Source organism: Paenibacillus sp. PL2-23 (assembly GCF_040834005.1).
Taxonomy (GTDB): Bacteria; Bacillota; Bacilli; order Paenibacillales; family Paenibacillaceae; genus Pristimantibacillus.
In genome coordinates this window covers 3,698,294-3,719,786 of sequence record NZ_CP162129.1, presented here as the reverse complement: position 1 = coordinate 3,719,786, position 21,493 = coordinate 3,698,294, and the positions used below count along the sequence as shown (strand labels likewise).

At 52.9% G+C, this 21,493-nt stretch carries 17 protein-coding genes; 14 read left to right on the top strand and 3 right to left on the bottom strand.

What is annotated here, in order from left to right; translation table 11 throughout:
* Position 1 precedes the first annotated feature (1 nt).
* Positions 2-202 (top strand): hypothetical protein, encoded by a 201-nt coding sequence (locus AB1S56_RS16305; protein WP_340869589.1) that lies wholly within the window; start codon positions 2-4, stop codon positions 200-202.
* Positions 203-288: 86 nt separating this feature from the next.
* Here AB1S56_RS16305 and AB1S56_RS16300 read toward each other — a convergent pair whose 3' ends face one another.
* Both AB1S56_RS16300 and AB1S56_RS16295 read right to left on the bottom strand, forming a co-directional pair.
* A complete protein-coding gene (locus tag AB1S56_RS16300) occupies positions 289-1,722 on the bottom strand; it encodes an MBOAT family O-acyltransferase (protein ID WP_340869524.1) in 1,434 nt (477 codons plus the stop codon).
* 3 nt (positions 1,723-1,725) lie between these two features.
* Positions 1,726-2,754: a hypothetical protein gene (locus AB1S56_RS16295; RefSeq protein ID WP_340869525.1), complete on the bottom strand. Its 1,029-nt coding sequence runs from the start codon at positions 2,752-2,754 to the stop codon at positions 1,726-1,728.
* A 235-nt stretch (positions 2,755-2,989) separates the two neighbouring features.
* Here AB1S56_RS16295 and AB1S56_RS16290 point away from each other — a divergent pair, with 235 nt between their 5' ends.
* From AB1S56_RS16290 to AB1S56_RS16235, 12 genes are all read left to right on the top strand, one after another.
* Positions 2,990-4,060 carry an AI-2E family transporter gene (locus tag AB1S56_RS16290; RefSeq protein ID WP_340869526.1) on the top strand — a complete coding sequence of 357 codons (1,071 nt, stop codon included), beginning with the start codon at positions 2,990-2,992 and terminating at the stop codon, positions 4,058-4,060.
* Positions 4,061-4,403: 343 nt separating this feature from the next.
* The gene (gene alaS / locus AB1S56_RS16285; RefSeq protein WP_340869527.1) at positions 4,404-7,037 is read left to right on the top strand and encodes an alanine--tRNA ligase; all 2,634 of its coding nucleotides are present in this window, start codon (positions 4,404-4,406) and stop codon (positions 7,035-7,037) included.
* A 52-nt stretch (positions 7,038-7,089) separates the two neighbouring features.
* Positions 7,090-7,353 carry an IreB family regulatory phosphoprotein gene (locus AB1S56_RS16280; protein WP_119601942.1) on the top strand — a complete coding sequence of 88 codons (264 nt, stop codon included), beginning with the start codon at positions 7,090-7,092 and terminating at the stop codon, positions 7,351-7,353.
* A 20-nt stretch (positions 7,354-7,373) separates the two neighbouring features.
* The gene (gene ruvX, locus AB1S56_RS16275; RefSeq protein ID WP_340869530.1) at positions 7,374-7,790 is read left to right on the top strand and encodes a Holliday junction resolvase RuvX; all 417 of its coding nucleotides are present in this window, start codon (positions 7,374-7,376) and stop codon (positions 7,788-7,790) included.
* Between the two features lie 8 nt (positions 7,791-7,798).
* Positions 7,799-8,095 (top strand): DUF1292 domain-containing protein, encoded by a 297-nt coding sequence (locus AB1S56_RS16270; protein ID WP_340869531.1) that lies wholly within the window; start codon positions 7,799-7,801, stop codon positions 8,093-8,095.
* The gene (locus tag AB1S56_RS16265) at positions 8,095-8,406 is read left to right on the top strand and encodes a DUF1292 domain-containing protein (RefSeq protein WP_340869533.1); all 312 of its coding nucleotides are present in this window, start codon (positions 8,095-8,097) and stop codon (positions 8,404-8,406) included. Before AB1S56_RS16270 ends, AB1S56_RS16265 begins: the two co-directional genes overlap by 1 nt.
* A 122-nt stretch (positions 8,407-8,528) precedes the next feature.
* Positions 8,529-9,653 (top strand): endolytic transglycosylase MltG, encoded by a 1,125-nt coding sequence (gene mltG, locus AB1S56_RS16260; RefSeq protein WP_340869535.1) that lies wholly within the window; start codon positions 8,529-8,531, stop codon positions 9,651-9,653.
* A 21-nt stretch (positions 9,654-9,674) separates the two neighbouring features.
* Complete coding sequence (locus AB1S56_RS16255; protein ID WP_340869537.1) at positions 9,675-10,607, top strand: peptidase U32 family protein; 933 nt, start codon at positions 9,675-9,677, stop codon at positions 10,605-10,607.
* A gap of 44 nt (positions 10,608-10,651) precedes the next feature.
* Complete coding sequence (locus AB1S56_RS16250) at positions 10,652-11,908, top strand: U32 family peptidase (protein ID WP_340869538.1); 1,257 nt, start codon at positions 10,652-10,654, stop codon at positions 11,906-11,908.
* Positions 11,909-12,125: 217 nt separating this feature from the next.
* A complete protein-coding gene (locus tag AB1S56_RS16245; protein ID WP_340869539.1) occupies positions 12,126-14,339 on the top strand; it encodes a methyl-accepting chemotaxis protein in 2,214 nt (737 codons plus the stop codon).
* A gap of 175 nt (positions 14,340-14,514) precedes the next feature.
* A complete protein-coding gene (locus AB1S56_RS16240; RefSeq protein ID WP_340869541.1) occupies positions 14,515-16,722 on the top strand; it encodes a methyl-accepting chemotaxis protein in 2,208 nt (735 codons plus the stop codon).
* Positions 16,723-16,872: 150 nt separating this feature from the next.
* Entirely contained in the window at positions 16,873-18,714 is a 1,842-nt protein-coding gene (locus AB1S56_RS16235) for a penicillin-binding transpeptidase domain-containing protein (protein WP_340869542.1), read from the top strand.
* A 32-nt stretch (positions 18,715-18,746) separates the two neighbouring features.
* On the opposite strand, the gene ytvI is transcribed toward AB1S56_RS16235, so the two are convergent.
* Positions 18,747-19,877 carry a sporulation integral membrane protein YtvI gene (gene ytvI / locus AB1S56_RS16230; protein WP_340869543.1) on the bottom strand — a complete coding sequence of 377 codons (1,131 nt, stop codon included), beginning with the start codon at positions 19,875-19,877 and terminating at the stop codon, positions 18,747-18,749.
* 182 nt (positions 19,878-20,059) lie between these two features.
* Here ytvI and AB1S56_RS16225 point away from each other — a divergent pair, with 182 nt between their 5' ends.
* Positions 20,060-21,469: a polysaccharide deacetylase family protein gene (locus tag AB1S56_RS16225; RefSeq protein ID WP_340869545.1), complete on the top strand. Its 1,410-nt coding sequence runs from the start codon at positions 20,060-20,062 to the stop codon at positions 21,467-21,469.
* Positions 21,470-21,493 lie beyond the last annotated feature (24 nt).

The window sequence follows — 21,493 nt, the reverse complement described above, 5'->3', positions numbered from 1 at the left end:
TATGATGAGATGTCCGAATTGCAATTCGAAAGATATCGGGAAGATTGGTTCCCATCAGTTTTATTGCTGGGGCTGCTTTATTGAGCTGACGGTGAACGGTGACAAAATGTCGGTTTATCAAGTGGAGGAGGACGGTACGCTGAGCTCGCTCGACGACCTGTTCTTCGAGGACGAAGTGCCAACGCAGGTGCATTTGAATTAATGGTACACAACGCAACACCATATAAAATGCGTGAACAAGAAAGACGGCCGAGAGGCCGTCTTTTTGGCATGAGCATACGCTCAAGGCTAGAACTGAAAGTAAATAAAGCTGCTGCTTTCTCCTCTGAACAGGTAGGCCAGCAGTACGGTCGCAATAAGGGTATAGACGGCTCCTCGCAGCACGAACGGCACTCGAATGCGCCACACCCGAATGAACCTGCCGAAGCGGGATACAATAACCGACTCTGCCAAATGCAAGCCGTACAAAGCGGCTGCGACGAGCAAGAGCTTCTCCGTTTCTTCCGTCAGTTGAAGCTCATGGATCGCTGTCATTTGAGCAAGCATATACATGGCCTCGTGAATGCCTTCCGCGCGGAAGAATACCCATCCGATAACTGTCAGGTGGAAGAAGACGATAACTGCAATGACATGGTATAAGCGAAACTTCGTAAGCTGTTCAAACTTGGTGCCATCAATCAGTCTGCGGTACAACCGATGTATTGCAGATAATACACCATGAAACACACCCCAAATAATAAATGTCCACGCCGCTCCGTGCCATAAGCCTGAGATTGTCATTGCCGCAATGAGATTGGCGTAAATACGCCAATTCGCCACTCTGGATCCGCCAAGCGGAATGAAGATGTAGTCTCGAATCCACTGGGAGAGGGTAATGTGCCATCTTCTCCAGAACTCATTGGGGTTGGCGCTCAAGTACGGCGTCTTAAAGTTCAGATCCAGCTTAAGGCCTAGCAGAAGCCCGATACCAACTGCCATCTCGCTGTAGGCTGAGAAGTCAAAGTAGATTTGGAAGGCGAACAAATAGGCGGCTGTCCATGCCTCGGCGCCGGTTAGTTCGCCCGCGCGCCCAAAATATGCATTGACGAACGGTGCTATAGACTCCACAACAATGAGCTTCTTCGTTAAGCCAAGCAGCAAAAACGCGATGCCCAGCTTAAAGCGCCTGTCGATAAAGGAGATACGCTCGATCCGTCTTAGCTGCGGCAGAAAGTCGTTGCCTCGTAGGATCGGACCCGCCGCCGAGTGTGCGAACAGCGAGATGAACACCCAAAACTCCAGAAGTGTACGGCTTGGCTGAAGCTTCTTGCGGTATACGTCAACCAAGTAGGCGATCAGCTGGAAGGAATAGAAGGATATGCCGATCGGCAGCAGTATCATTCTGTCCTCCAGAAAGGTGCCGCCCAGATCGAACTGGATTCCCAGCGACCGCTCGATATTTTCCAATAAAAAGATGGAATACTTGAAGAAAAATAAATTGCCCAATACAACCGTAAGTCCGCCCGCAAGCGCAAGCTTGCCTCTCGAGCCGCCAAGTCCCTTGGATATCCCGTAAACGACGGTTACAACGGCTGCAAACAGCAGGAAATAGCCAACGCCGGCATAAGCATAAAAAGCTATATTCGCAAGGGCCAGAATGTACATCCGCAATCGAGGGAATGAGTAATAAAGGACTACGACAATGGCCAAAAAAATAAAAAACGTTATGGAATTAAAAAGCATCGACTAGTTCTCCTCGCTGATCCATGCCTGCCATAATAGCTGCGCAAGCTTCTGGTTGCCTTCCTTGGTTAGATGAACATGATCCGTGAACATCTCAGACGGAATGTCACCCTGCAAATTCAGGTAATTCGCGCCGGATTGGCCGAAGTAGCCTTCGAGCAGCTCCAGATTGCTCTGATAGCCGGGATGTGCAATTTCTTTTTTGGACAGCTCCCCGTTGGAGCTGTTCATAAATACAAGCGTTTGCTTTCCCTGCTGATGCTCCAGGATCCGATTCATAAAATAAACGCCCCAGTTCTCCTCTGTCATATCGAATGGCGTTGGGTTGAAGAAATTCAAATATTGCGGATTCTCCAGCTGCTTGGCGGAGTATGCCTTCTTGAACCAAGGCCGCGGATCGCCTAGCAGATCGGTGCCTTCCTTCTGCTGCTCCAAATGGCTTACGATGGCATCCCGGTATTGATAAAGCGGCAGCGCGCTGAGTGCTTGGTGCAAATATTTGGTTTCAACGTACCGCCATCCCGTGACATATTCATATCCGTTACGGACAAGCTGCGGACGTACCTTATGGAAGGCTTCACTATCCAGCTCGCGCAAATAATCCCCCAGCCAAAACACGGCGCGAGGACCATTGGAGCGTTCGTTAAACGCGGAATAGGAGAGACCGATGATCAGATTGTCTGTTGCTATGCCTGCGCGCTCCAGCATGAGCAGCAAGGTATAGATATCGCCGGGCTGCATGGAAGGGGCGGACAGATTGAACACGGTCTGCTTTCCGGACAGCTCGTTAATGTATCTTCCTAATGAATGATCAGAGCTTTCATTCGTCCCCCAAGCGACGGAGTTGCCAATCAGAATGATGTAGTCCTGCAAGCTGTTCCCCTTGATGGCGTCCGCTATCTCGTCAATGACGACCTCGATAGAACGCTGGTTGTCCAAAAACATGTTGTAGTTAAGCCTATAATGATAAACGGTGTCAAGCTTGACGTACTGGCTTATTGCCATTTGGATGGCAAGAAATAAGATAGACATCCAAATCCCTGTACGTATGAATAATAGTCTTCTCTTCGTGCGCAGGCGGTTCATCCTTATTTTCCCTCCAGACTAGAATTAGTATAGCAGGAGAAGTTAATTAAAATCTACTAGATTTTGCAAAGGGCTAGCCCGGTTGAACTTGAAGTTTTTTGGAGGAGAAGGATGATTGCCCAAGGTTGTACATATACTATTACAACTGGTGTTTCGGTTAGGCATTTGTGGGGGTGCAGGGATGGAGCGGTTTACGGGCAACCGATTTTTTGTATGGCTGATTTATTTGATTCTTGGACTGATTGCAATTTATTTCCTGATGCTGCTGAAGCCGCTGCTTGTTACTATATATGATTTCATCAAAGCTGTTCTTGGTCCGTTCCTCGTCGCGATGATCATCTCTTACGTGCTCAATCCCATTGTCACGCTGCTTCATGAGAGAAAGGTGCCGCGGACGGTTGCGGTGCTGCTGATCTATGCCGTATTCTGCGCGGCGCTTACTGTGCTGCTCGTCAATATGATTCCGATGTTCATCGAGCAGCTGCAGGAATTCAATCGTCATATTCCGGAGCTGAGCCTTCGGGCGCAAAGTCTGATGACGGATATCAACAACACATCGTTTCTCCCTGACAGCTTCCGTGACGGTGTAGAGAGGGCGCTGCTTGGCATGGAGAAGCGAGTGTCCGAAACGCTGTTCGCCTTCGTCAATAATATCGGCAATGTGCTGAATGCGGTGTTCGTCACGTTCATCATTCCATTCCTGGCTTTCTATATATTGAAGGATTTCGACGTGTTCGAGCGGACCGTCATCACCTATGTGCCTAAATCCCATCGCAAAAACACAGTCCGGCTCATGAAGGATATCGATCACGCCCTGGGAAGCTACATTCGCGGTCAATTTCTCGTCTGTCTTATTGTGGGCATACTGGCGTATTGCGGCTACCTGCTGATCGGGATGCCTTATGCGCTGCTGCTTGCCGGGATTGTGGCCATCACGAACGTCATCCCGTATATGGGGCCGTTCTTCGGGGCTGCGCCCGCTCTGCTTATTGCCTCTACCGTATCTCTCAAAATGATGGTCATGGTCGCTATCGTCAATACCGCCTGCCAAATACTCGAGGGCAATGTGATTTCGCCGCAGGTGGTGGGAAGGACGCTGCATATGCATCCGCTGCTCATTATATTTGCGCTGCTGGTTGGGGGTGAAGTGGCGGGCATTGTCGGGATGATTCTGGCCGTTCCGATATTCGCGGCGTGCAAGGTCATTATTCAGCATATGTTCGCTTATTACGTGAGAAGGAAGATCATTTGACAGGTTTTCACTCTATGGATATAATTTGAACTATATGCGTGAACACGTTGAGGGATTGAAGTAAGCCATTGCCCGCCATCCAGAGAGAACGCTCCTTCGCTGCTTAGCTACAGGCTTGGCATTCGATGGCTGAGAGAGCGTTTATGCGAAGAGTGGCCGAAAGCTCTATTCCGAGTGTGAATGAACTTCACCGGCTGGACCCGTTATAGTCCTTCAAGGAGATTGCCCGCGCAGGCGAGCGATAACCAGGGTGGTACCGCGAATTGCTTCGTCCCTGTCATTGACAGGGGCTTTTTTAAATTTTACAGGACCTAATCGTCGTCAATCAGGAGGAATCGCAAAGATGAAAGCAAGTGAAATCAGATCCAAATGGCTGCAGTTTTTCGAGGAGAAGGGACATGCCATCGAGCCAAGCGCGTCGCTCGTCCCGCATAACGATCCATCGCTCTTGTGGATTAATGCCGGCATGGCGCCGCTCAAGCCGTATTTCGACGGACGAGTCGTTCCTGACAATCCGCGCATCGCGAACTCCCAGAAGTGCATTCGGACCAATGATATCGAGAACGTAGGGAAGACGCGCAGGCATCACACGTTCTTCGAGATGCTGGGCAACTTCTCCATTGGCGACTATTTCAAGGAAGAAGTTATTACTTGGGCGTGGGAGTTCCTGACCGACAAGAAATGGATCGGCTTCGACCCGAACCGTCTGTCCGTTACCGTCTATCCGGAGGACGAGGAGGCTTTCCGCTTCTGGAACGAGAAGATCGGCCTGCCGGCTGAGCGGATCTACAAGCTGGAAGAAAATTTCTGGGATATTGGCGAAGGTCCATGCGGACCTTGTACGGAAATTTTCTATGACCGCGGCGACAAATACGGCGACCTGTCCGATCCGGAATGCTGGCCGGGCGGAGAGAATGAGCGCTTCCTGGAAGTATGGAATCTTGTGTTCTCGCAATTTAATCATAACAAGGACGGCAGCTACACGCCGCTTCCGAACAAAAATATTGATACCGGCGCGGGGCTGGAGCGCTTTGCTTCCATTCTGCAGGATGTAGACTCCAACTTCGATACCGACCTGTTCCGCCCCATCATCGATCGGACCTGCGAGATTGCGGGTGTGAAGTATCATGTTAACGCCGACCATGACGTTGCGCTCAAGGTGATCGCGGACCATATTCGTACCGTGGTATTCTCGGTAGGAGACGGCGTCATGCCTTCCAACGAAGGCAGAGGCTACATTATCCGCAGGCTGCTGCGCCGCGCGGTGCGCTACGGGAAGAAGCTCGGCGTCGACCGGCCGTTCCTGCATGAGCTCACAGCTGATGTAGGCGACATTATGGGCGTCTACTATCCGGAAGTGGTCGAGAAGCGCGAGTTCATCGAGCGCGTGATCCGCACGGAAGAAGAGCGGTTCCATGAGACGCTGACAGAGGGTCTGGCGCTTCTGGCCGATGTGGTGGCTTCGGCAACAGGCGCGGGCAGCAAGGTGATTGCCGGCGCGGACGCTTTCCGTCTCTACGATACGTATGGCTTCCCGTTCGACTTGACGGAGGACTTTGCCGCAGAACACGGCCTGACTGTGGACCGCGAGGGCTTCGACGGGGAGATGGAGCTGCAGCGCGAGCGCGGACGCGGCGGACGCCGCGACACAGCCAGCATGAAGGTACAGGGCGGTCCGCTGGCTGATCTGACGGTTAAAAGCGAATTTGTTGGCTATAATGATCTGATAACAGAGTCCCATATTACCGCTATCGTGCTGGGCGACGAGCTGGCCCAGGAAGCGAACGAAGGCGACGAAATTATGCTGCTTCTGGACCGGACGCCATTCTACGCGGAAAGCGGCGGGCAGGTTGCGGATATTGGCCTTATAACAGGCGACACCTTCGCTGTACGCGTCAAAAATGTGACCAAAGCTCCGCACGGACAAACCGTCCATCATGCGGTTGTGGAAGCCGGTACACCGGCTGTCGGCGCGAAAGCGCAGGCATCGGTCGACAAGGCGTCGCGCGAAGCGATTATTAAGAACCATACGGCGACTCACTTGCTGCATAAAGCGCTCAAAGAAGTGTTGGGCGATCACGTTAATCAAGCGGGCTCCCTCGTGGAGAGCGAGCGTCTTCGCTTCGACTTCTCGCATTTCGGCAGCGTTACGCCGGAGGAGCTTGCGGATATCGAGCGCCGCGTGAACGAGCAAATCTGGTACGGAACGGATGTCGACATCTCGAACAAATCGCTGGCGGAAGCCAAAGCGATGGGTGCGATGGCACTATTCGGCGAGAAATACGGCGACGTCGTTCGCGTTGTGCGGGTTGGCGAATACAGCCTTGAGCTGTGCGGCGGCTGTCATGTGCGCAATACCTCGCAGATTGGCATGTTCAAGCTGTTGGGCGAGAGCGGCATCGGCTCCGGCGTTCGCCGCATCGAGGCTGTGACAGGCAAGCACGCTTACGCTTATTATGAGGAACAGATGGAGCTTCTGAAGCTGGCGGCAAGCTCCCTGAAATCCAATGTGGCGGACGTGCCGAAGCGGATTGACAGCTTGAACGCCCAACTCAAGGAGCTGTCCCGCGAGAATGAATCGCTGCAAGCGAAGCTGAGCCGGATCGAGGCGAGCTCGCTGGAGTCCAAGTCGGTTAAGGTCGGCGATATCACCATTCTCAGCGCTAGAGTCAATGCGCCATCGATGGAGGCGCTTCGCGGCATCGTGGACGAGCTTAAGGTGAAGCTGAGCTCCAGCGTTATCGTGCTGGGCGCGGCCGGCGAGGACAAGGTGAACCTGGCTGCTGCGGTATCGGCGGATCTCGTGAAGAAGGGCTTCCATGCAGGGAATATCGTGAAGGAAGCGGCAATCGTGTGCGGCGGCAACGGCGGCGGACGTCCGGATATGGCCCAAGCAGGCGGCAAGGATGTGTCCAAGCTTGATGAAGCGCTCAAAGTTGCGGAAGAACTGGCTGTCAGCAAGGCGAATGTGATATAGTAAATCTAGGCAACAATTATTTGGATGGTTTTTGGAAAGCGAGGTGCTGTTGATGAGTTCTATGGACCAAACAATGAAGTTTAACGTGAAGGCGGAGGGGGTGGAGACTTCTTCTGGGGACATTCTGCTCAAGGTGCACGAAGCGCTCCTGGAGAAGGAATATAACCCCATTAACCAGATCGTTGGGTATTTGCTGTCCGGAGACCCCGCGTATATACCGCGGCACAACAACGCCAGAAGTTTGATCCGCAAGAAGGAACGCGACGAATTGATTGAAGAGTTGGTCCGGTTTTACTTGCAGCACAAGAATCAGTAACGTAAGGAGCCGGACGGCGAATGAGAGTAATGGGGATTGACTATGGAGACCGCAATATCGGCGTGGCGGTAAGCGACGCGTTCAGATGGACGGCGCAAGGCCTGACCGTTGTGGAGAAGCGGCGAGACGGCGGCGAGCTGGACCGGCTTGCGGAGCTTGTCAAGGAGCACGAGGTTTCCGAGATTGTAGTAGGCTTACCGAAAAATATGAATGGATCCGTCGGCCCGCGTGGCGAAATTTGCATCGCATTTGCCGAGCAGATTGGGCAGAAGCTAGAAATACCAGTTCACCTTTGGGATGAAAGGCTGACAACGGTAGCAGCCGAGCGAACGCTCCTGGAAGCGGACGTCAGCCGCAAGAAGCGAAAGCAAGTCATAGACAAAATGGCCGCAGCGCTCATTTTGCAAAATTATCTCGATTCTAATACGAAAAGGTGAGGGTAACGATGACAAAGGACGACATGCAGTACGAAGAGCCGGAAATCATATACATTCCGGATGAAGAGGGCAACGAAGAAGAATTCGAGGTCATCATGAAATTCGAGGTAGATGGTTCGGATCAGAAATATATGATGGTTGTTCCGCTCATTGGCGCGGACGAAGAGGAAGACGAGGTATACGCGTTCCGCTATGAGGAAGAAGGCGACGATCTTAAGCTGTATACGATCGAAGACGAGGAAGAGTGGAGCATGGTCGAAGAGACGTTCAACACGCTTCTCGGCGAGCTGGAGGAGCAGGACTAATGCCGGAGAGAGAGGGTCAGTCTCCCGTTAGGTTGAACCGGCTGCAGGAGCTGTTCGGCGGCGAGATCGAGCTCGTGTCCGAGGACGGCGCGACGGAAGTGTATCTTATCAAGGCGGAATTTCAATTCGGCGATCAGGCATATGCGGCCCTGCAGAATGATGCAATGCGCGCCGAGGATGAAGTGGAGCTGCTTCGTATTCGATTGGAGGACGGGGAACCGCATCTGGAGTCCATCGAAGACGATGAAGAATGGGAGAACGTCTCCGAAGCGTATGACGACATGATGTTCGCGGGCGACGAGCGTCCATAATAGCGACATTCCTATAGTTGAACGAAAAGGGCGGCTTATAACCGCTCTTTTTTTCGAGCATAAGCATGTAGGGGCGCTAGCGTGTGCGCCTTGTGAAACTTGTTAAAGAGGGTGCGATCAGGTTGGATACGACGGAAGAGACGCAGAAGCAGCATAAGGGTAAAAAACGCAAAAAAAACAGGGGACCGCGCCGCTGGCTGATCAACTTATGGGTAGCGCTCAGCCTGCTTGGCATTATGCTTATCATAGTGGGCAGCGCGGCATTCTATGTATGGAATAGCCTTCAGCCGACAGCCGATGGCGAAGCCAAGCAGGTGACGATTGCGCGGGGCATGTCCGCCAATTCGGTAGCCGACGTGCTTGAAGAGAATGGCATCATCAAAAACGGCTTTGTTTTTAGTTATTTTTTGCAATTCAAGGATGAGGGCTCACGCTTCCAGGCTGGGACTTACGAGCTGACGCCGGGCATGCCAATCGACAGTATTATCGCTAAGCTTAACGCGGGTGACATTATCCAGGAGGAAACGGTCAAATTTACGATACCGGAAGGCCTGACCGTCCTGCAAATTGCCGATAAGCTGGCGGCGGAAGGTATTGTCGATCGAACGGCCTTCCTGGAGCTGGCGGAGACGAAGCGCTCATGGGGCGATGCCGAAGCGGCGCGGGGCATTCCTGATTCGGCCGCTCTTCATAAGCGTCTGGAAGGTTACTTGTTCCCAGATACCTATGAAATGAAAAAAGGAAGCACCGAGGAAGAAATATTGATTCGGCTGCTGACCGAAACGGACCGCAAGCTGGCCACCTTGCCGGATGATTGGCAGGATACGATGGAAGCGTCCGGACGTACGCTGCATGAAATATTGACGATCGCTTCGCTTGTGGAGCGCGAGGTCGTTGTGGACGAGGAGCGGGCGCTTGTCGCTGGTGTGATCTACAACCGGCTAAGCCTGCCAATGAGGCTGCAGATCGACGCTACCGTACAGTATGCGCTGGATACGCCGAAGCAGGTGCTGTCGCTTGCGGATCTGGAGATCGACAGTCCATATAATACGTACAAAATAGACGGATTGCCGCCTGGCCCGATCGCAAGCCCAAGTCTGGCCTCCATCCAAGCCGCGCTGTATCCGGCGGATACGACCTATTTGTTCTATGTAACGAAAAAGGATGGCACCCAAACCCATCTATTCGCTGAGACCTTCAGTGAGCATCAGCGCAATATTGCGAGAAGCGAGCAATCCGCCAAATAAGGCCCAAAGGGGAGATTCATCATGGCATACAAACCTGAGCTGCTGGTTACCGCATCCGGTATGGAGGAGCTGCAGCGTCTTATGGAGGCTGGAGCGGACGCCTTCGTCATCGGAGAAGCGCGTTACGGCTCCAGACTAGCCGGCGAATTCACGCTGGACATGATTCGCGAAGCGGCTTCTATCCTCCATGCGCGGGATAAGCGTATCTATGTAGCCATTAACAACCTTATCGACAACAAGACGCTTGAGACTCTTCCCCAATATATGGAGGGCTTGCACGAGGCGAAGGTAGACGGGATCGTATTCGGCGATCCCGCCGTGCTGATGGCAGCCAAGGCCCATGCGCCAGGCATCGCGCTGCATTGGAACGCCGAGATGACGTCGACGAACTACGCGACCGCGGAATATTGGGCTCGCCGCGGCGCTTCGCGCTTTGTTGTGGCACGCGAAATCAATATGGAGCAAATCGAGGAGATGAAGGCGAAGTCGAAGCTGGCGCTTCAGGTGCAGGTGCATGGCATGACTAATATTTATCATTCCAAACGCACGCTGGTGAACAGCTATCTGGATCATAAGGGGCAGGAGCAGGGGGGCCGCGAGGTCGACAGGGAGCGGGGACTCTATCTGATGGAGGCGGAGCGGCCGGATGAGCGCTATCCGATCTATGAGGACGCCAACGGCACCCATATTATGAGCTCAGACGATATCTGTATGCTGGAAAACCTGCATGAGCTGCTGGTAATTTGTGTCGACAGCCTAAAAATAGAAGGCATATTGAAATCAATCGAGTATAATGAAGTAGTCGTCAAAGCCTATCGACAGGCCATCGACGCCTATCTAGCAGACCCGGAGGGGTATGAGTTCCAGGAGGAGTGGCTGGACGCCATTCGCGACGTACAAGATCCGAAGCGTGAGCTGACGTATGGATTTTTCTATAAGGAACAGGTGTATTAAAGAGGTTGTTCAAAAAGCAAGGAAAGCGGGAGGTGTGGAGCAAGATGACAGCAGGAACAAGAACAGCGCCGCGTTACCAGGGCAAGAGGCATCGCCTGGACAGGCCGGAGCTTCTGGCGCCGGCAGGCAATCTCGAGAAGCTGAAGTTCGCGATTCATTACGGAGCGGACGCTGTATATATCGGCGGGCAGAAATACGGCCTTCGTTCCAATGCGGATAATTTCAGCTTCGCGGAAATGAAGGAAGGCGTTGAATTCGCCAATCGGTACGGCGCCAAAGTGTTCGTCGCCACCAATATTTATGCGCATAACGAGGATATTGAAGGGCTGGAGGACTATCTTCGCAGCCTGGAGGAAGCCGGAATAGCCGCAATTATCGCGGCGGATCCTATCATTATTGAGACCGCTCAGCGTGTGGCGCCGAAGCTGGAGGTGCATCTCAGCACCCAGCAATCCACGATGAACTGGCAGGCGGTGAAGTTCTGGAAGGATGAAGGCCTTCCTCGCGTCGTGCTGGCACGGGAAACCAGCTTCGAGGAAATTGCGGAAATAAAAAAACACGTCGATATTGAGATCGAAGCGTTTATTCATGGTGCGATGTGCTCGTCGTATTCGGGACGATGCGTATTATCGAACCACTTCACCGACCGCGACTCCAATCGCGGCGGCTGCTGCCAGTCCTGCAGATGGAAATATGATCTGTTCCAGGACGACGCGCCGATGAATGAGCAGGGCGAGGATCAATTCACCATGGGCTCTAAGGATCTGTGTATGATTGATTATTTGCCGGAGCTAATCGAGGTGGGCGTCGACAGCTTCAAGATCGAAGGCCGGATGAAGAGCATTCATTACGTGGCGACGGTCGTGAATGTATACCGTCAGGCCATCGACTCGTATTTCGCCAATCCGGAGGGCTACGAGGTCAAGCAGGAGTGGATTGATGAGATGAACAAGGCCGCAAACCGGCCGCTTAATACCGGCTTCTTCCTGGACGCGCCTGGGGCTGAGGATCATATCTATGAGCCTGAGGAGAAAGCGGCGCCGTATGATTTCGCCGGCATTGTGCTGGATTACGATGAGTGTACGGGCTTCGCAACGCTGCAGCAGCGCAATCACTTCAAGCCAGGCCAAGAGGTGGAGTTCGTAGGACCCGGCGGCACATTCTTCAAGCAGACCGTTACGGAGCTTACCGATCTGGAAGGCAACGCGCTGGATGCGGCCAGGCATCCGCTGCAGCATGTCCGGATTCGCACGCTTAAGCCTGTGAAGGCGATGGACATGATGAGGAAGCGGATTCGCTAGCCTGCAGGCGCGTGCTTCCCGTTTTCATGAAATCCTTGTAGCATGGAGGAATGCAAATTCCTGCTTCGCTGCAGGGATTTTTTTGTGCAAATGGAATTGACAAGCCTGTCTCTATATCAAATAATAGAACTATTAGTCAGACAGAAAACGCCAGATTTCGCGCATTTCGGAATCCTACTAAAGTATGACCAATTTGATAAGGGCGGTGCTATCCCAGATGGCTGAGAAGGAGAAAAAAACGTGGAAGCAGCTGTTGAACAGAAACGCTGACGGGAAGCAAAAAAATGAAAACGGTAACAAAAAAGCGAAGGGGCCCTTGAAGGGAAGCAAGGGGGCGGCGTCTAAACCGAAGATGGCTGTCAATGCTTTCGAGGGCATGAACTGGGTTAATCCGCTCAAGTCCGTCGGCGTGAAGCTGTTTATCGCGATCTTCGTAAGCATTCTGGCATGCGTGTTGACCGTAGGCCTATTGGCTTATTCCGAAGCCAAGACGCTCGTGGAGCGAAAGGTGTCCGACGCCAGCCTTCAGACCATTACGCAAGTCGCACATAACCTGGATATTATCTATAACACATATGAGGATACCAGTCTTCAGATTCTGATTGACAAGGAGTTTCATTCACTCGTTGGGGTGATGGCGAGCAATGTGGATGATTACTCTAGATTCGAAGCTTCGCGAAAGCTGAATGACAAGATGCAAGCATTTACGCTTGGCAACAGCGCAATTAAGGGCATAATGCTGCTTCCGGTGAACGATAAGCTGCCGACTCTGACGTCGGGTTCGGCCCAAATGTCGCGAGCTCAGGTATTGATGGAATCGGAATGGTACAAAAAGACGATTGAGCTGAACGGAAAAGTGAATTGGATCGTGCCGCAGCCCGGCGGACTGTCTATCCAGTCGTCGAAGCCGACGTTCGGACTAAGCCGTATGCTTAAGGATTCTGTATCAAGCCAAGCCAGCTACATGCTGCTGTTCGAGATGGAAGTTGCCTCGCTGATGGATCAATATGAGAGTGTAGTGCTTGGAGATGACAGCCAGATCCACATCATCGACAGTACGGGCCATTTCGTCGCTCATACGGATCCTGCAATGATTGGACAGCCAAGCCAGCTAGAGCTGCCTATGGAAGGCGACGAAGCCATGCACGGCCAGAAAAAAATACATACGGCCGATCAAGGCGAAGCGCTGGCCGTGTTCAAGGGCTTCGAATCTATGGATTGGCGTCTGGTGGGCACCATTCCGGTCAATGAGCTCGTGAAGGACGCGAGCTCGATCCGAACGTTGACATGGATTACAGTTGCGGCCGCGGCAGTGCTTGCGATCGGTATTGGCATGGTCATCATTCTGACCATCGCGAAGCCACTTGTCCAGATATGCGCGCTGATGATGGAAGGCGCTCGCGGCAACTTGTCCGTCCGCTCTACAATCAAGAAACGCCAGGATGAGATTGGTACGCTCAGCACCAGCTTTAACCAGATGATGGAGCAAATTACGGAGCTTGCCCTTCAGACGACGCGTTCGGCAGAGCAGGTGCTGCAGACAGCATCCAATCTGACAGAGGCATCTCGCAAAACGTCGGCCTCCGCCAAAGAAATTGCCGTCGCTACCGAGGAGATCGCGAACGGAGCCACCAGCCTGGCGGTAGAAGCAGAGAGAGGCAATGAGCTGACAAGCCATATTAATGATCAAATGCAGCAGGTGATTGAAGCGAACAGCGAGATGGTAGAGTCCGCTTCCAAGGTGGAGAACGCAAGTAAGCAAGGCACGGCTTATATGAGCGGACTTATGAACAAAACGGCTGCAACCGAGGGGATGACCCGTTCCATGGTGGAGAAGGTCGACGCGCTCAAGGAAAGCACAGGCTCTATCGTCAAAATATTGGACGTGCTTAACAATCTAACGAAGCAAACCAACATTCTATCCTTGAATGCAACGATCGAAGCGGCGCGAGCAGGCGCCGCAGGCAAAGGCTTTATGGTTGTAGCGGACGAAATTCGGAAGCTGGCCGATCAATCCAGACAATCAATTGACGTCGTTGCTCAAATTACCGAAAGAATCCGCTCGGAAATTGATGAGACGGTCAACGTCTTGTCGGATGCCTATCCGCTGTTCCAGGAGCAGATTGTTTCGGTGAAGGAAGCCAACGAAATATTCCTCACTGTACAGGAGCAAATGAGCCAATTCGCACAGCGGCTGGATGGGGTGACAAGCTCAGTTGGCCGTTTGGACGAGTCGCAGGCTGTTATGGCAGAGGCGATGACGAATGTCAGCGCAGTCGCCGAAGAAGCGTCCGCGACGTCCCAGGAGGTTGCATCCCTCAGCAGCGAGCAGCTTAGTGTCAGCGAGAACCTGGTGGATCTGTCGGAGAAGCTGGATGCCGTCTCTCGCGGATTGTCTGAATCGCTTTCCCGTTTTAAAATCCATTCATGACTCTAGGAAGAGAGCTGAGCCGATGGTTATCGGTTCAGTTTTTTTTGTTGCCAGCTATTACGAATGATGTGCACGCTGTCGATAAATTAACTAGTAATCAATATATTTGGCTGTAACACGTTTCGTTTGAGCAGTCGAAGCGAAGCATATTATCGTTAAGGCGGTGTATTCCAACATGTCAGACATGAAGAAGTGGAGTAGCAAATTACGATCCGGTATGTCGACTGCATCCAAGAAAGCGGTTCAATACTGGGGTCATCTTGCTCCTGCAGCGCGGAAGATCGGCAAGGGCGCCTCAAGCGCGACCAAGCAGGCGGGAGAAACGTTAAAAACCACTCCATTCTCCGTACTGGTGAAGTCCGTAGGGACAAAGCTGTTCATTATTAATTTCTTGAGTATTATTGTATGCGTGTTGACGGTGGGCATCATTGCATACACGCAGTCGAAAAACCTCGTCGAAAAAAATGTATCGGAAGCGAGCTTCCAAACTGTAACCCAAGTGACAACCAACCTGGACAATGTGTTTAAGGCGTACGAGGACTTAACGCTGCAGGTGCTCATTGACAAAGACATCATGAGCAATCTGAACATTATTGTCAAAGCGGAAAACGACTTTGACGCTTTAACGGCCAATCGCCTCATTTCGGATCGACTGAACAACTATGTGATGGGCAATCGAGATATACAGGGCGCAGCGCTCATCCCTAGCAATCCGGGTAGCCCGGTTATATCAATCGGGGGCAACAGCGGCAAAAGAATCTCTGATCTCGTAGAGAGCCCATGGTTCAAAGCGACGTTGGAGCAGGGAGGCAAGGCGTTCTGGATCGAGCCGCAGGAAGGCGGCATCATCGTATCCAATAACAGGGAATCCATTGCCATTAGTCGCGCTATCAAAACTTCATACGAAAATGAAGTGTTTGTGCTTGTTATGGAAATTAACAGCAATTCCATCGTGAACCAGTTCAAGGATGTGCAGTTCGGGGAAGGCAGCACGGTGTCCATCGTCAACGGAAGTGGCAGCTATGTCGTCAATGAAGACTTTAGTGTTCTTGGCGAGCCTCATCTGGTTCAGCTCCCGACGGAGGGTAAGGAAGCGGCGCAGGGCAGTGACAAGATGGAGACGGCAGACGGAGAAGCCGTGCTGGCCGCTTATCAGACATCGGAACTGTCCGGATGGCGGTTTGTAGCCACGATTCCGGTCAAGCAGCTTGTAAAGGATGCCGATATTATTCGCAACCTTACAGTTCTTATGGTTCTGATCGCAGCTGTTATCGCGACGGGAATTGGCTACCTCGTCGTGCGTACGATTGCCCAGCCGCTCAGGCAGCTTCGCAATCTGATGGTGGAGGGCTCCAAGGGCAACTTGACAGTGCGCTCAACACTGCAGGAGCGTTCTGATGAGATTGGCGAGCTGTCTGACAGCTTCAACGAAATGATGGGCCAAATTACAGCGCTGGCCAAACAAACGACCAAATCAGCGGCTGAGGTGCTGCTGACCGCACATGACTTGACCGACGCCTCCAAGAGAACTGCGATTGCCGCCAAGGAAATTGCAGTCGCGACGGAGGAGATTGCGAACGGCGCAACAAGTCTGGCGGTAGAGGCAGAACGAGGCAGCGATATTACGACACATATGAATGATCAGATGAAAAGCGTCATCGGCGCAAATGGGCAGATGGCTGAGTCCGCTGTAGAGGTGGAGAAGGCGAGCGAGCAAGGAACCACTTATATGAGCCAGCTCATTCAGAAGACGGGCATGACAGAAGAGATGACAAGATCGATGGTAGAGAAGGTAGACGCGCTGAAGGACAGCACGGGCTCCATTGTCAAAATTTTGGACGTGCTGAACAATCTGACGAAGCAGACCAACATTCTGTCGCTCAACGCCACTATTGAGGCCGCGCGCGCAGGCGCTGCGGGCAAAGGCTTTATGGTTGTTGCGGACGAAATCCGGAAGCTAGCCGATCAGTCCAGACAGTCGATTGATGTAGTAGGCCAGATAACGGCGAAAATTCAAGGCGAAATCGAAGAAACGGTACAAGTTCTGTCAGAGGCGTATCCGCTGTTCCAGGAGCAGATTTCGTCCGTCAGGGAAGCCAACCACATCTTCTTGAGCGTACGCGGCCAGATGGGCCAGTTCGTCGAGAAGCTGGAGCTGGCGACCCAATCCATCAATGAGCTGAACCAATCGCAGATCGTATTGTCGGATGCGATGACCAGCGTAAGCGCGGTTGCGGAGGAAGCGTCGGCCACCTCAGAGGAGGTTGCGTCGCTTAGCAGCGAACAGCTCGGCATCAGCGAGGGCCTCGTTGTCCTGTCTGAGAAGCTGGATTCGGTGTCGAAGGGACTTCAGGAGTCGTTGTCAAGATTCAAAGTGGAATAACAGGAATAGAGGCTGTGCGCTGGCTGATGCCGCCGCATAGTCTTTTTTTGTCCCATGGGCGCTATACGTTTGGAGGGGCTCTCGTCTCGGCAACACTGTTAGGGATACTGTCTCAAGTGAAAGGCCGGGAAAGGAGTCAGCTTAGCGAAAATGGTAAAAAGAATATTCGCCGCCGGTATGATGATTACCCTCGTTCTGCTTGTATGCCTGGGCAGGCTGGCTTGGCTCCAGCTGCTGCCTGGGCAGGCGCCTGTCCATGCAAAGCCTGCTGGAGGCTGGAAGCGAATGGCGGTGGTGCAGCGTCAGCGCAGCTTGGTGCTGGATACAGGGAGGGGAGATTTCATCGACCGGTATGGCAAGCCCATTACAGGGGAGACCTATCCGGCGCTCGCGTTGTTCCCTATCAGGAAAGAGGGCAGAGGCAGCAGGGATCAGCTGGCCAAGCTGGCTTCTATACTTGGGGTTCCGCTGGAGCAACTGGAAGCGAGCTGGGATGAGATGCTAGTGCCCCAATTTTGGGGGCATATTAGAGGGCGGGCTCCGCTGCGATTAAGCAAGGAGCAGGCGGAGGCAATTAAGCGGCTTCAGGTGGAAGGCGCTCGCGTGCTGCCTTATCGGAATCGCTATATAGACAGCTTTGACGCCAAGCATTGGATTGGATTTACTAGCGAGCATCCGGAATGGCTGGAAGCGGAGCATAAGGATGAGCTGGAGTCGGGCAAGCGCAGCCTTGCCGAGCAAGTGGGCGGCTCTGGCCTTGAGAAGTCATTGGACAGCCTGCTCCATGGCATTGGCGGGACATGGGTCTCTTATTATATGGATGCGCAGAATGCGCCACTGCATGGCCTCGATATGCGAGTGTCGGGCCCGCACAATTCTTATTATCCACTCCGAGTGGTCACTACCGTCGATCTTGAGCTGCAGAACAGGCTGGAAGCTTACGCCGATCAAGCAGGGCTGACAGAAGGCGCCATCGTTGTATTGGATGCGCATAACGCCGATATTGCGGCGATGGTGTCCCGTCCGAAGCTTCATCCGGGGCAATTCCTTACTTCTGACGGGAGCGAGTGGGTCAATCATGCGCTTCAAGCCGTGGAGCCGGGTTCGATCTATAAGCTTGTTACGGCAGCAGCTGCGCTGGAATACAGGGTGACAGACGTCCGAGAAACCTTCCATTGCGACGGCGAATACGGCAAATACGGGTTATCCTGCTGGAAGGATGGCGGGCATGGGGATTTGTCTCTCCAGGAAGGTCTGGCTCAATCCTGTAATGTTGTGTTCGCCTCTCTTGGCGAAAGACTGAGCGCTGAGCAGCTGCAAAGCACAGCTGAAGCGTTAGGCGTAATTGGCCGCGTCGGCTGGCACAAGGATCGGCCGTTTGGTCCTTTCACGAGACCGCTGCGGCTGCTGGAGGAAGAGGAGGGCGGAAGGCTGTTCGTCGCCCATCCCTTGCCGCGTAATGGCGGCGTAATGGCGCAAAGCGGCATTGGGCAGCGGGATGTGCGCATGACGCCTCTGCAGGCGGCCAATGTTATCGTCACGCTGCTTCACAGCGGCAAGGTGCTGGAGCCCAGACTCGTCAGTGAAATTCGGTATGCGTCAGGCGAGCGAATGGTGGGACTGAAGACGGCACATGCCCCAGGCCATGGCGCCCCAATAGGTGGAGACACCGCAGCTTTCCTGCTTCGGGGCATGAGGGCGGCAGTGGAGCATGGGACGGGGACCTCCATTCGCGAGGGTATATGGACTGTCGCGGGCAAATCCGGAACCGCTGAAACCTCCAAAGGCGGTAAGTCGCTTAATCATCAATGGTTTGCCGGGTACGGGCCGGTGAAGTCGCCACGGTACGCGGTTTCTGTGCTAGCCGCCAATCGCGCCATCGGCAGCGGCCATCAGGCGACCAAGCTGTTCAGGGGAGCAATGGATATAGCAGCAGCCCTGGAACAGGAAAGAGGCGCAGGCACACAGAAGGCTCCTGGAGCATCTTCGTAAGCGAAGAGCACAGGAGCCTTCTGGCCGTTTGGCTATGGATGTGACAGCTCGTTGTCCTGCTCCTTGGCAGGCGCGTCATATTCCCCTGCAGGGGGCCTGATCCAGCGATGGAAGTAGCCTTGGTCATACAGCGACTTGAGAAGAATGACCAGAATCGGCGAAAGAATGACGCCTGCTACGCCGAACAGCGAAAGCGATATAATCATAAAGGCAAGCATGGTAAAGGCGGATACCCCAAGCGAGTCTCCGGTAATTTTGGGCTCCAGAATTTGCCTCGTCACAATAACAACAAGCAGCAGGGCGGAGAGCCATATGGCGAGTGACACCTTGCCCACAATAAATAAATAAATAATCCAGGGGATAAACAAGGTGCTGACGCCTAGAAGCGGCAGCACATCGAATATGGCGGCAACAACGGCGATAACGAAGGCATTTTCGACTCTAAGCAGGATTAACGCAATCAGAATGACAACAAAGGTGATCGTGATCATTTTGAGCTGCGCCTTTAAGTAGGAGCCGATGCCACGGAATACATTATCGCGAAGGAAGAAAAAAGCCGTTTTGAATGTGCGCGGCGTCTTCTCTGAGGCCGTCTGCTTCCAGGTTTTGATTTCGATGCTGAGAAAATAAGCTAATATGATGCCGAGCACAAAGTTGAACAGGAAGCTGGAGAACGAGGAGACCGATCCGATCAGCCAGGTTAGGAAGCCTTTGGCCCAGCTTTGCACATTGGCCGTGGCGCCAGCAATCAGGTTCTCCGCTTCCTCGGACAGATTCATGTCGCTGGGCAGACGATCCAGCTGCGTCTCTAATTCGGCGGTCAGGTTCCCGACCTGCTCGGCGAACACCCTCTGGTAGGTAGGGAATTTATCGATCAGCGCTTCGCCTTGATTTTTGATCAGCACGGCCGCGCCTGAGAAGGCGCCTAGAATAACCAAGGTGAATGTAATGACGGATATGCCGGAGGCGATTGATTTTTTGATGCCCCATTTATTCAGAAGCTTTGCTAACGGCTCGATGCATATAAATATGACAAAGGCGAAGAAGATGGGTGTTGCGATTCGGTACACATAGCTGAACGCAAACATGATGAGATACACGGTTAATACGATGAGGGCGATGTCGAACGCGGTTCTCCAATATTTTTTGTAAAATGGCAGCAAACGATTCCCTTCTTTCTATGTATTGGGTTGTTAGAATTGGTTGTCTTTCCATTAAGATTGTACTATAGTTTTTGCGAATTGTGCCTTTTTTTTCGACGGATATGCTACAATTAGAGGTATTGTTATTGTTCCGAACCGCTAATCATTCATCGACTATTTCATCAAACGGTGGGGAAAACAAAATGGAAAACTTGCTATTATGGGGATTTTATGTAATGACGTTCTACGCGTTTCTCCCAGGCGTCATTAGCCGAACATTCGGCTTTCGAGTGTTCAAGAAAGGACGCGTTCTTAAGGAAATTGCCTTAACGTTTGACGATGGACCCGATCCGGTCTACACGCCGCAGTTGCTTGATTTGCTGGCACGCCATGGAGCCAAGGCTACGTTTTTTGTTGTGGGTTCGCATGCGGAGGGTCAGGAGGAGCTGCTTCGCCGCATGAAGAGGGAAGGACATACCATCGGCATTCATAATTATGTCCACAAATCGAATTGGCTTATGCGTCCCCGAACGGTCAGACGCCAGATCGAGCGGACCAACGCCATTATTGAGCAGGCGACGGGCGAGAAGGCCGTGTACTACAGACCGCCATGGGGCATCATTAATCTGTTCGATTATTCCAATCTTGGTTACTTGCATATCATCCTGTGGTCCGCCATGTTCGGCGACTGGCGCGAGAAGGTGGGCGTGGAGCGGCTTACTCGCCGCATGCTGAAGAAGATGAGGCCAGGCGAGGTTGTGCTGCTGCATGATTGCGGCAATACGCTGGGTGCCGATCGGGACGCCCCTCGCAATATGCTGATCGCGCTGGAGACGTACATGGCTCAAGCGGCCAGCAAGGGCTTCAGGTTCGTCGGCATCGACGAGATGATGAAGCTGACAGACGCCTACAAGGCGACTCATCGCTCCTTATTCAAGCGTGGTATGATTTCCTTATGGCTCATGTGGGAAGCTGCCTTCCATGTCTTGTTCCGCTTGAAGAAGGTGGGTGACGATGACGTGCCGGCGTTTCATTATCGCGTGACGACCTATACGGGTGAAAATGTGCAGCTGTCGACAGGTGGAAGCGTGGAGAAGGGCGACAAGATTGCGGAGCTCCACTTCGACAACCGGATGCTGTCCGGTATTGCTGCAGAATCGAAGTCGCCGATCGCAACGGGTATCCGGATGCTGCGAGAGGTGGAGAGGGCACTGCCCCATCTTGCGGACCAGCTCGTCAGCGATCCCGAGGCACAGCATATTAAGGCGGTGTATGGCGTAACAATGGTGCATCGCGGCGCAGACCGGCTGGGCTTCGAAATCTTCCACATGCGTGAGGGGATATTCGCCAAGACGACACGCGTCTACCTGAAGCTGCTGCTGAAGGTGCTGACGAATACGAAGCAATATAGTAAGGGCCGCAGCAACAAAGACCGGAGCGACGCTATATCGCCGCGGATGCTGCTTATGCCGGTTCAGAAGCTGCTCACCTATGCGACTGTTCAAACTCGGATGGTGAAGGATGAGGTTGAGCGAGTGGCCGAGAATGTTGATCGTGTACTCGGCGGAGCTGCGGACGAAACTACGATGGGATCGAAGACGACTGCGTTTTGACCTGTCAACAAAGCCATTTTGCCG